The sequence below is a fragment of the Nonomuraea sp. NPDC049607 genome, assembly GCF_040675375.1.
Classification (GTDB): domain Bacteria; phylum Actinomycetota; class Actinomycetes; order Streptosporangiales; family Streptosporangiaceae; genus Nonomuraea.
In genome coordinates this window covers 1-10,341 of the sequence record NZ_JBFAOV010000036.1, presented here as the reverse complement: position 1 = coordinate 10,341, position 10,341 = coordinate 1, and the positions used below count along the sequence as shown (strand labels likewise).

Genomic DNA, 10,341 nt, shown 5'->3' with positions numbered 1-10,341 from the left:
GTACGGGACGAAGCGGGTTCTTTGCGCCTTTCCCCGCACACGTCAGGGGCGCGCTTGACATGCTGGGACCGTGACGCGGCGTACGAAGGCATGGTGGTTCCGGGCGGGCGTGGCGATCGGGATGGTCATGCTGACCGCCGCCGCGCTGCGGTTGTGGACGCGGTATCCCGGCGACGTCGACCCGGTCGGCGGAGGGTTCGCGCTCGTCGGGACCGTCCTCGCCGTGATCTCCTGGTGGCAGGCGCAGCGCGTGGCCGACACCGACGTACAGGCGGCCGGGATCCTGCTGGCCCGGCGGGTGCTGACCGAGGAGCGGGCCCAGCGGGCCCAGCTGCTGGGCGGCAAGGGCAGCGACGTCGTCATCGACGTCGACTTCTTCTTCCGCCCCACCGGCGGTTCCCTCTCCGCCCCGCCGTCCGGCACCCTGACGCAGGTGGCCGACTACTTCCGCGGCCTGCGGGAGCCGCGACGGTTCGTGATCGCCGGAGTGGCGGGGTCGGGCAAGACCGTCCTCGCGATCGAGTTGGTCCTCAAGCTGCTCGCCGGCAGGCAGCCCGACGACCGCGTCCCGGTGCGGATCTCCGCGACGAGCATCGACCCGGACGTGCCGGTGAGAACCATGCTCGCCCGGCACCTGACGGCGACGTACGGTCTGAAGCCGGTGATGGCGCGCACGCTCGTGGCGGCGGAGAAGATCCTGCCCGTCGTCGACGGGCTGGACGAGGTGGACGAGACCGACGAGCCGGGCTACGGGTCGCGGGCCGCCCGGGTGCTGCGCGCGCTGGAGGACTACGAGCACGGGCCGGACCGTTGCAGCCTGATCGTGACCTGCCGTACCGGCCAGTACGACGCCCTGGTCGCCGACCGGGCGGTCCCCCGCGGCGTCGTCCGGGTCGACGTGGGGACGGTGACCAGCGACAAGGCATGGCGTTTCATCCAGGCCGTCACCGACCAGGAGGACCCGGACCGCTGGCGGCCGGTGCTGGACGCGCTGACCCGCGACGGCCACGTCCTGGCCGACGCGCTCGGCACGCCGTGGCGGCTGACCCTGGCGGTCAGCGTCTACGAGGAACGCGACCCGCGCACCGGCCGCTACGTGCGCTCCCCCGAGGTGCTCACGGAGTTCGCCGACCAGTCGTCCGTGCGGGAGCACCTTCTCGGCCTGTTCATCCCCGCCCGCCTGGCCGCGGCGGCCCCGGCGGGGAAGGGGCCCACCGCCGAGCGGACGCATGCCTGGCTGGCCGTCCTGGCCGGTTATCTGCGCGGGAACGTGGGCCGGCCGCCGTTCCACGGACGCGTGCTGTCCGGCACCGACCTGGTGCTGCACCAGTTGTGGCCGCTGGCGGGTGATCGTCCTCGGGTCGTCGGCGCGCTGGTGGCCCTGGCGACCTGCCTCCCCGGGGTCGGCGTCGTCGTCGCCCTGGCCGTCCTGGCGGTCTCGCAGGTGCACATCGTGGACGGCCGGCTGACGGGCGCGGCGGTGGGTGCGCTCATGCTTCTCCTGCTGCCCGGCGTGGTGGCGGTGGGCCTGCTGCTGGAACCGTTCAGGGCCTGGCGGGAGGTGTGGTCCACGGCGGACGAGGCCGGTTTCCGCCGGCTCCGCCGCGTACGTGACCGCAGGAAGGCCGTGGTGGACGGCGTGCTCGCCGCCCTGGGCGGCTGCCTGGCGGGGGCGGCGGTGGTCATGGAGTTCGGCACCGCCCTTCCGCTGTGGGTGCCGGTCGTCTTCGGCCTCCTGTTCGGGATCGGCATGGCGACCGGGCGGGGCGGTCAGAACGGGGACGGCGGTTCCTGGGACGGCGCCGACCCCAGGGCGATCATCCGCGGCGACGTCGTCTCGACGCTGGTGGCGGCGCTCACCTTCGGTCCCGGATTCGGGTTCATCCTCGGGATCTGGTTCGCGGAGCTGCTGGACGGGCTGTCGGTCGCCACGGCGGCCACCGGGAGCGCGGTGTTCGGCATGTCCCTGGTGGCGTCCTGGTCGCCGCTGCTGGCGCGCCGCTACCTGGGATTCCTGCTGTCCACGCGCGGGCGGCTGCCATGGCGGCTGGGACGGTTCCTGCACCGGTGCTACGACGCGGGGCTGCTGCGGATCTCCGGGGTCGCCTACCAGTTCCGTCACCGCGAGCTCCAGGACTACCTGGCCGAGCATCCTTTACCACCAAAAAATGCGACAAACGACCAAATAAATGCACATACAGGGATAAGATGACCCAAGCCTTCCCTCTCCCCCGGAGAAGACGCCATGCAAAAGACTGTGCATATACGTCCCATTGACGACAGCGTGGGGCACGAGGAGTCCCCGGAGTGCGCCTGCGGCCCGGCCTCCCAGGAGGTCTACATCCAGGCGGACAAGCGGATCATCGGCACCATCTACCGCCACCACCCGCTGATCCCCTGCCAGGAATGGGAAGCCTCATGACCAGGGACGCGAGCGCCACACGCCGACGATGACCGCGAGCGCGGACGTCACGACGACCAGGTCGAAGATCACCTGCACGATGACCACCGCCTTCGCCCCCTGCCCCAAGGGGACGACGTCGCCGTACCCGACGGTGCCCAGGGTGATCACCGAGAAGTACAGGGCGTCCACCCGCGTGCGCAGCCCGTGGAACTGGTCGGCCATCACGTAGTACAGCGCCGCGAAGAAGACCACCACCACGACGACGACGGTCAGCAGCATCGCCAGTTGCTCGGCCAGGAACCGTCCGGGCCGCAGCGCGCGTTCCACCTGCCGCACCAGCAGCCAGGCCAGGATCATCACCCCGGCCAGGCAGGCCAGGGCGCGCAGCTCGGGCGACGCGCCCTGCGATCTTCCCGCCGGCAGCGGCGCGGCGAAGTAGACGCCGGTGATCACCGCGGCCGCGACCGCGCTGCGCGCCCATGCCAGCAGCCCGGCCCGAGAAGCACACATGTGATCAGCCTTCCTCGGCCGGGCGGCGTGCAACGCGGGCGAGGGTATGCAATCGGCCAAGGGTGAACGCCGCGTCCGGGCATGCTCTTTCTTGGGGTCCTCGTTGCCCTCATCGAAGACGGCCGAGGGCAGGACGGTCTCATGGCAGACCTTCCCTTCCAGGATCGGACGGACTTCGACCACGCCGATCGCGGCTTCATCGCCAAGCTGACCCCCGGCGTGGTCAAGTCGAGGAACGGCGAGGTCGTCTGGGACAACGACGCGTACGACTTCCTGGCCGGCGACTGCCCGGAGACCGCTCATCCGAGCCTGTGGCGGCAGGCGCAACTGTGCGCCAAGCAGGGCCTGTACGAGGTCACCGACGGCATCTACCAGGTGCGCGGCCTCGACCTGTCCAACATGACCCTCGTGGAGGGCGACACCGGCGTCGTCGTCATCGACCCGCTGGTCTCGGCCGAGTGCGCCGCCGCCGCGCTCGCGCTCTACCGCGACCACCGGGGCGACCGCCCGGTCACCGGGGTCGTCTACACCCACAGTCACGTCGACCACTTCGGCGGCGTACGCGGCGTCACCGACGGCGACGTGCCGATCCTGGCCCCCGCCCACTTCATGGAACACGCCGTCGCCGAGAACGTCTACGCCGGCACCGCCATGAACCGCCGCGCCCTCTACATGTACGGCCAGCTCCTCCCCCGGACCCCGGAGGGCCAGCTCGGCTGCGGGCTGGGCATGGGCACCTCGCAGGGCACCGTCTCCCTCATCCCGCCGAACGTGGACGTCACCCGCACCGGCCAGGAGGAGACGGTCGACGGCGTGCGCATCGTCTTCCAGCTCACCCCGGGCACCGAGGCCCCCGCCGAGATGAACTTCCTGTTCCCCGACCGCCGCGCCCTCTGCCTGGCCGAGAACGCCACCCACAACCTGCACAACATCCTCACGCTGCGCGGCGCGGTGGTCCGTGACGCCCGCGTCTGGGCCCGCTACCTGACCGAGGCCGTCGAGCTCTTCGCCGACCGGGCCGACGTCGCCTTCGCCTCCCACCACTGGCCCACCTGGGGCAGGGACGACATCGTCACCTTCCTGTCCCAGCAGCGCGACCTGTACGCCTACCTGCACGACCAGACGCTCCGCCTGCTCAACCAGGGCCTGACCGGCGCCGAGATCGCCGAGGTCGTGCAGGTGCCGCCGGCTCTGGAGCAGGTCTGGCACACCCACGGCTACTACGGCTCGGTCAGCCACAACGTCAAGGCCATCTACCAGCGCTACCTGGGCTGGTTCGACGGCAACCCCGCCCACCTGTGGGAACACCCGCCCGTCGAGCAGGCCCGCCGCTACGTCGAGGCGTTCGGCGGCACCTCGGCCGTGGTGAGCCTGGCCGACCGCTACGTCAACGAAGGCGACCTGCGCTTCGCCGCGACGCTGCTCAACCACGCCGTGTACGCCGACGAGAACGACGCCTCGGCCCGCAGGCTGCTGGCCCGCGTCTACACCCGCCTCGGCCAGGGCGCCGAGAACGCGACCTGGCGCAACTTCTACCTCACCGGCGCGGGCGAGCTGAAGGACGGCCCCTCGCCGGCCCCCACCAACACCACCTCACCCGACATGCTCGGCGCGCTGTCCAGCGAGCAGCTCTTCGACTCCCTGGCCATCCGGGTGAACGGCCCCGCCGCCTGGAACGAGCGCTTCGCCATCGACTGGCACCTCACCGACCTGGACGAACGCCACCGGACCACGATGTCCAACGGCGTCCTCGTCCACCAGAAGTCGCCCTCGGGCAACGGGGCCGACCTGACGCTGCGGCTGAGCCGACAGCGCCTGCTCGGCCTGCTCGCCGGTGACGGCGACGCCGGGACGGAGGGGGGCGGGATCGACCATGACGGCGACCTGGCCGTCCTGCGCCGCCTGACCTCCGTGCTGGACCAGCCCAAGCCCGACTTCGCCATCGTCACGCCCTGAAACCGCGAACCGCAGGAGAAACCGCCATGAGCAACCTGATCGCCATCGCCTACCCCGACGTCCAGACCGCCATGTCCGTACGCGACCGCCTCGGGCAGATGCAGAAGGAGAACCTGATCAAGCTGGCGGACGCCGCCGTCGTCGAGCGCAGGGAGGACGGCAAGATCAAGCTGCACCAGGCCACCAGCCTGGCGGGCATGGGCGCGGCCGGCGGCGCCCTGTGGGGCGGCCTCATCGGCCTGCTGTTCCTCATGCCCCTGCTCGGCATGGCGCTCGGCGCGGCGGGAGGAGCGGTCGGCGGCGCGCTCACCGACACCGGGGTGAACGACGACTTCATGCGCGAGCTGGGCGCCAAGCTCGAACCCGGCACCGCCGCCCTGTTCCTCCTGGTCGTCCAGAGCACCCCCGACAAGGTGATCCCGGAGATCGCCCAGTACGGCGGCGACATCCTGCAAACCTCGCTCAGCCACGAGCAGGAGGAGCAGCTGCGCGCCACCGCCGAGGCCGCCAGGGCCGGCGTGTGACCCACGGCCTCATCGGTTCCGGCTCACGGGGGACGGATGAGGCCCCTCTTCGAGGCCGCGGCGACGGCCGCCGTGCGGGAGTCCACGTCCAGCTTGGTGTAGATGTGCGCCAGATGGGTCTTGACCGTGGTCTCGCTGAGGAACATCACCTTGCTGATCTGCCGGTTCGACAGGCCGGCGGCGACGTGCCCGAGGACCTCCAGCTCGCGCGGGCTGAGCGTGGCGTCGGGAGCGCGGACCCGGCCCAGCAGGCGCGCGGCCACGCTCGGCGCCAGCGCGCCGGCCCCCGTGGCGGCCGACCGGACGGCGGCGTGCAGGTCCTCCGACGGGGCGTCCTTCAGCAGGTAGCCGGTCGCGCCCGACTCGATGGCGGCCACGATGTCGGCGTCGGTGTCGAACGTCGTGAGCACCAGGACCCGGGGGCCGTCCAGGGCCACGATCCGGCGGGTCGCCTCGCTGCCGTGCATGCCCGCCCCGAGCTGGAGGTCCATCAGCACGACGTCGGGGGCGAGCCTGGCGGCCAGTTCCACGCCCTCCTCGCCCGTGGCGGCCTCGCCGACCAGGTCGAAATCGGGCTGCCCGGCCAGCATGGCACGCAGGCCGGAGCGGACGACGGGATGGTCGTCCACCAGGACGATCCGGATCACGGCCCCTCCAGGGGCGGCAGCGGCAGGGTCGCCACGACGGCCGTGCCCTCGCCGGGGGCCGACTCCACGGTGAGGCTGCCGCCCAGGGCGCTCACCCGTTCGCGCATCGCGCGCAGGCCGAACCCGGCCGTACGTACGGGGTCGAACCCGCGGCCGTCGTCGTACACGTCCAGCACGACCACGTCGTCCAGGTACGTGAGGGTCACCCCTGCGTGACCGGCTCCGGAGTGGCGGCTGACGTTGCCCAGGGCGCCCTGGGCGATGCGCAGCAGCGTGGCGTCGTAGTCGGCGGGCAGCGGCGCCGGGGTGCCGGAGATCTCGAAGCGCGCCTGGATGGGCGTGCCCGCCACGGCCGAGTCGCCGGCCCTGCGCAGCGCCGCGGCCAGAGACGCGTGTTGCAGCGCCGGAGGAGCCAGGGCGCGGACGAAGTTCCTGGCCTCCTCCAGGTTCTCCTTGGCCGCGTCCGCCGCTTCGGCGATGCGGCGCTCGGCGGCCGGGAGGTCTTCCGCCAGGTCCCGCCGGGCCGCGCGCAGGAGCAGGATGATGCTGGACATGCCCTGGGCCAGCGTGTCGTGGATCTCCCTGGCCAGGCGTTCCCGCTCGGCCAGCCGTACGGCGTCGCCCTCCGCCTGGAGCAGCTTCCCCCGCGTGCGGACCAGGTCGTCGATCAGCAGGCGGCGCTCCTCGCTCTCGGCGTGCAGCGCCTTGTAGACCATGGCCATCAGGGTGGCCACCGCCGCGCCGATCGTCGGGCCGATGACCAGGGCGGCGGTCAGCCGGCCCTCGTGCCAGGCGGCGGCCAGGACGGCCGCCAGGGTCAGCGCCACCACGCCCGGCACCGCGACCGCCAGCGGCAGGAGGTGCAGGTAGGCGAAGAAGAGCGGGAAGGCCAGCCAGACGAACTGCGGTGCGGCCAGCGCGAGCCCCGCCCATCCGGCCGTGGTCAGCACCAGCCAGATCCGGCCCAGCCGCAGGTGCGTCGGGCCGCCGAAGTGCGGCAGCCGCTCTTCGATCACGAGACCGGCCAGGTAGAGGACCCCGAGGAGCGCTCCGCCCAGCACCAGCGCGAACCGCCCCTTCCCGGCGACGCCGACCAGCGCGACCACCAGGAGGATCGCGAACGTGCCGTGCACGGTCCAGCGGAGCAGCCGGAGGGCGGGCGGGAACGGATAGTCAGACATCTCTCACCAAGCGTATGCGACGGCCCCGCACCCCAAATCGTCCAAAAGAAGTATTCCGGGCGGACCGCATGCACGATGCGGGCGGGCACCGGACGCCCGCACGCTGGGGAACGCCAATGTGACCTTCAACCGCAACGGGGGACGCGCCGTGTTCGTGGCGCTCAGAGACCTGCGCTTCGCAAAGGGACGGTTCGCCCTCATGGGCGCCGTCGTCTTCCTCATCACGCTCCTGGTGACCATGTTGTCCGGCCTGACCGCCGGGCTGGCGCGGGAGAACATCTCGGCCGTGGAGAGCCTGCCCGCCGGGCACCTCGTCTTCGCCGGGGGCGGGAAGCCCGCCTTCGCCGACAGCCGCGTCACCGACCAGACCTGGCAGGAGTGGCGGCGGGTGGCCGGCGACTCCGTCGAGAGGCTCGGCGTCTCCATGTCGAGACTCGGCTACGGCGACGATCGGAGCGCGGGGGTGGCGCTCTTCGGCGTCCAGCCGGGCGGCGCCCTGGCCCAGGGGCGGCCGGTGGACACGGGGAGGATCGTCCTGTCCGCCGCGCTCGCCGCCGACACCGGGGTGAAGACCGGCGACACGGTCCGGATCGCGGGCAAGGACTTCACCGTCTCCGGCGTCGGCGGCCAGGCGTCCTACAGCCACACGCCCGTCGTCTGGCTCGGCATCGGCGACTGGGAGCAGATGGGCCGCCAGGGCGGCGCCGACAGCGTGGCGACCGTCCTGGCGCTGCCCTCCAGCGGCACTGCCGGGCTGGAGGCGGCCGACGCCCGGATCGGCACCACGACGGTCCCGCTGTCCGAGGCCCCCGCCGCGATCGGCTCGTTCTCCTCCGAGAACGGGTCGCTCCAGCTGATGCGCGGCTTCCTGTTCGCGATCTCCGCCCTGGTCATCGGGGCCTTCTTCACCGTCTGGACGATCCAGCGGCGCGGCGACGTCGCCGTGCTCAAGGCGCTGGGCGCGAGCTCCGGCTACCTCCTGCGGGACGCGCTGGCCCAGGCGGTCATCGTGCTGCTGGTCGGCGCGGGCGTCGGGGGGCTGCTCGGGGCGGGTCTCGGGGCGCTGGCCGAGGGGACCGTCCCGTTCGTGCTGTCGGTGACGACCACCGTGGCCCCGGTGGCGGTGATGATCGTCCTCGGGGCGGCCGGAGCCGCGCTGGCCATCCGCAAGATCACCTCTGTCGACCCGCTGACCGCCCTGGGAGCCTCCCGATGACCCTCCAGCTCACCGACGTCGTCCTCACCTACCCCGACGGCGACCGTACGCTGACCGCGCTCGACCACGTCAGTCTGGCCGTCGGGCCGGGCGAGTTCACCGCGGTGGTCGGCCCGTCCGGCTCGGGCAAGTCCAGCCTGCTCGCCGTCGCCGCCACGCTGATCACGCCCGCGGCGGGCAGCGTGATCATCGCCGGGCAGGACGTCTCCAGCGCCGGGCAGGCGGTCCGCACCAGGGTCCGCCGCGACCACGTCGGCATCGTGTTCCAGCAGGCCAACCTGCTGCCCTCGCTGACCGCGCTCGACCAGCTCCTGGTGATGGCGCACCTGGCCGGCGAGTCCCCCCGCGACGCGGGCCCGCGGGCACGGGAGCTGTTGCTCGCCGTCGACCTGGGCGGCAAGGAGCACAAGCGCCCGCACCAGCTGTCCGGCGGCGAGCGCCAGCGCGTCAACATCGCCCGCGCGTTGATGAACTCCCCCGAGGTCCTGCTGGTGGACGAGCCGACCAGCGCGCTCGACCACGACCGGGGCGAGCGGATCGTCTCCCTGCTGGCCGACCTCACCAGGAAGAACGACCTGGCCACCGTCATGGTCACGCACGACCTGGCCACCCTGGCGAAGGTGGACACCGTCCTGGCCATGGACGACGGCAGGCTCGGTGCCCGGCCATGGTCAGCCGCGGTCAGCCGCGGGGTGTGAACTGGTTCAGGTCGTAGATGCCGAGCGCCTTCTCGATGTCGGCCACCTGCCCGACCACACCGGTGAACCCGGCCGGGCCGAAACGGCGGTGCTCCTCGTCCTCGAACGTCTCCGCCAGGTCGGCGAACTGCCCGGGCGGGATCACCTCCCGCATGGCCGGGAAGACCACGGTGTCCTCGCGGGCTTCGTGGGGCTCGTACATGCGGACGAAGGCGGTCAGGTCCGCGGCCAGGCCGCGACGGGCCACCTGGGAGGTGGGCCGGGCGGTGGCGCCCAGGATGCGGCCGGTCAGGACGCGTCCGCGCCGGTGCTGCAGGATCAGGACGGGGACGACGTCGGTGAGCTTGCCCGCCTTGACCAGGGGCGGGAAGACGTACCGCTCTTCGAGCTGCTCGTGGTACTGCTCGATGAAGGTGCTGATGATGCCGGCCCCGGCGTGCAGGGGGCCCGCCGGCACCCGCTCGCCGGCCTCGATCCGCCGGACGCCCTCCCGGTAGATCAGCAGGACGCGTTTGAGCACTCCGTGCTCGCGCATGAGGTCTTCGGGCGGCGTGACCGGCACCTCCCGCTCCGGGCCGGGGGTGGGGGTGGCGGTCATGGCGCCGCGGGCCTGGAGCGTGGCGTCGCAGCCGGTCAGCGCCGCCGAGCCGCAGGCCAGGGCGACGGGCATGGTCAGCAGCTCGCGGCGGCGCACGCTCTGTGGCGTGCGGCCTTCGCGCTGTTCGTCCCTCATCGCCCGCTCCCGTTCCCCAGCCGTCCTCCCAGGTGCTGCCCGTCCGCCGGTGTTCCGACGCGAATGGCCCGGTAATCCTTCCCTCTGCACGACGACGGCGATGAAACGTTCACGCGGATCCCGAGGCAATGGGCCGAAACTTTCCGCATGCCTGGTCCTGCATTCCTCTTCCGCACGGAGGCGTAGCGGTCCGAAACTTTTCATATCATTCTTGACAAGTTTCGGACCGATTCTCACACTGAGTCCTCAAGGCGATCTCCCCGTCAGATCGATGGTCCGGGGGCGCGTCCCGCCGTTCCATCCCTTGATTCGCATACGGAGGCTCAGACATGAGCGTCAACGCCCCGTCCCCATCCGTCACCCGCCGGCGCCGCCGAGCACTGATCACCGGCGCGTTAGGCGCCCTCGGCCTGATCACAGCACTGGCGACGGCGATCCCGGCCGACGCCGCCGAGAGCACCCTCGGCGCGGC

At 71.9% G+C, this 10,341-nt stretch carries 10 protein-coding genes; 6 read left to right on the top strand and 4 right to left on the bottom strand.

The annotated features are described in order from the left end of the window. Window positions 1-70 precede the first annotated feature (70 nt). Both AB0J97_RS42050 and AB0J97_RS42045 read left to right on the top strand, forming a co-directional pair. Complete coding sequence (locus AB0J97_RS42050) at window positions 71-2,212, top strand: NACHT domain-containing protein (protein ID WP_364100081.1); 2,142 nt, start codon at window positions 71-73, stop codon at window positions 2,210-2,212. Between the two features lie 33 nt (window positions 2,213-2,245). Beyond that, window positions 2,246-2,422: a hypothetical protein gene (locus tag AB0J97_RS42045; protein WP_357705580.1), complete on the top strand. Its 177-nt coding sequence runs from the start codon at window positions 2,246-2,248 to the stop codon at window positions 2,420-2,422. Here AB0J97_RS42045 and AB0J97_RS42040 read toward each other — a convergent pair. Beyond that, entirely contained in the window at window positions 2,417-2,914 is a 498-nt protein-coding gene (locus AB0J97_RS42040) for a potassium channel family protein (protein WP_364100078.1), read from the bottom strand. The genes AB0J97_RS42045 and AB0J97_RS42040 overlap by 6 nt on opposite strands. Before the next feature lie 141 nt (window positions 2,915-3,055). On the opposite strand from AB0J97_RS42040, the gene AB0J97_RS42035 reads away from it, so the two are divergent. Both AB0J97_RS42035 and AB0J97_RS42030 read left to right on the top strand, forming a co-directional pair. Continuing rightward, a complete protein-coding gene (locus AB0J97_RS42035) occupies window positions 3,056-4,870 on the top strand; it encodes an alkyl sulfatase dimerization domain-containing protein (RefSeq protein WP_364100075.1) in 1,815 nt (604 codons plus the stop codon). A 26-nt stretch (window positions 4,871-4,896) separates the two neighbouring features. Further along, entirely contained in the window at window positions 4,897-5,394 is a 498-nt protein-coding gene (locus AB0J97_RS42030) for a DUF1269 domain-containing protein (protein WP_364100072.1), read from the top strand. A 23-nt stretch (window positions 5,395-5,417) separates the two neighbouring features. Here AB0J97_RS42030 and AB0J97_RS42025 read toward each other — a convergent pair whose 3' ends face one another. Together AB0J97_RS42025 and AB0J97_RS42020 are read right to left on the bottom strand one after the other, a co-directional pair. Then, window positions 5,418-6,041, bottom strand: coding sequence for a response regulator transcription factor (locus tag AB0J97_RS42025; RefSeq protein WP_364100069.1), 624 nt, complete (start codon window positions 6,039-6,041; stop codon window positions 5,418-5,420). Beyond that, entirely contained in the window at window positions 6,038-7,222 is a 1,185-nt protein-coding gene (locus tag AB0J97_RS42020; protein ID WP_364100066.1) for a sensor histidine kinase, read from the bottom strand. Before AB0J97_RS42020 ends, AB0J97_RS42025 begins: the two co-directional genes overlap by 4 nt. 148 nt (window positions 7,223-7,370) lie before the next feature. Between AB0J97_RS42020 and AB0J97_RS42015 the strand changes: the two genes are divergently transcribed. Together AB0J97_RS42015 and AB0J97_RS42010 are read left to right on the top strand one after the other, a co-directional pair. Further along, on the top strand, window positions 7,371-8,438 hold the full coding sequence (locus AB0J97_RS42015; RefSeq protein WP_357705710.1) for an FtsX-like permease family protein: 1,068 nt from the start codon (window positions 7,371-7,373) through the stop codon (window positions 8,436-8,438). Continuing rightward, a complete protein-coding gene (locus AB0J97_RS42010) occupies window positions 8,435-9,136 on the top strand; it encodes an ABC transporter ATP-binding protein (RefSeq protein ID WP_364100063.1) in 702 nt (233 codons plus the stop codon). Before AB0J97_RS42015 ends, AB0J97_RS42010 begins: the two co-directional genes overlap by 4 nt. Here the strand turns inward: AB0J97_RS42010 and AB0J97_RS42005 are convergent. After that, a complete protein-coding gene (locus AB0J97_RS42005) occupies window positions 9,120-9,869 on the bottom strand; it encodes a hemerythrin domain-containing protein (protein ID WP_364100060.1) in 750 nt (249 codons plus the stop codon). The two genes, AB0J97_RS42010 and AB0J97_RS42005, sit on opposite strands and share 17 nt — an antisense overlap. Between the last annotated feature and the right edge of the window lie 472 nt (window positions 9,870-10,341).

Excerpts from the sequence above, each read along its gene's own strand:
- AB0J97_RS42045 (WP_357705580.1), top strand. The coding sequence starts at position 2,246 with ATGCAAAAGACTGTGCATATACGTCCCATTGACGACAGCGTGGGGCAC.
- AB0J97_RS42040 (WP_364100078.1), bottom strand. The coding sequence starts at position 2,914 with ATGTGTGCTTCTCGGGCCGGGCTGCTGGCATGGGCGCGCAGCGCGGTC.
- AB0J97_RS42035 (WP_364100075.1), top strand. The coding sequence starts at position 3,056 with ATGGCAGACCTTCCCTTCCAGGATCGGACGGACTTCGACCACGCCGAT.
- AB0J97_RS42030 (WP_364100072.1), top strand. The coding sequence starts at position 4,897 with ATGAGCAACCTGATCGCCATCGCCTACCCCGACGTCCAGACCGCCATG.
- AB0J97_RS42020 (WP_364100066.1), bottom strand. The coding sequence starts at position 7,222 with ATGTCTGACTATCCGTTCCCGCCCGCCCTCCGGCTGCTCCGCTGGACC.
- AB0J97_RS42010 (WP_364100063.1), top strand. The coding sequence starts at position 8,435 with ATGACCCTCCAGCTCACCGACGTCGTCCTCACCTACCCCGACGGCGAC.
- AB0J97_RS42005 (WP_364100060.1), bottom strand. The coding sequence starts at position 9,869 with ATGAGGGACGAACAGCGCGAAGGCCGCACGCCACAGAGCGTGCGCCGC.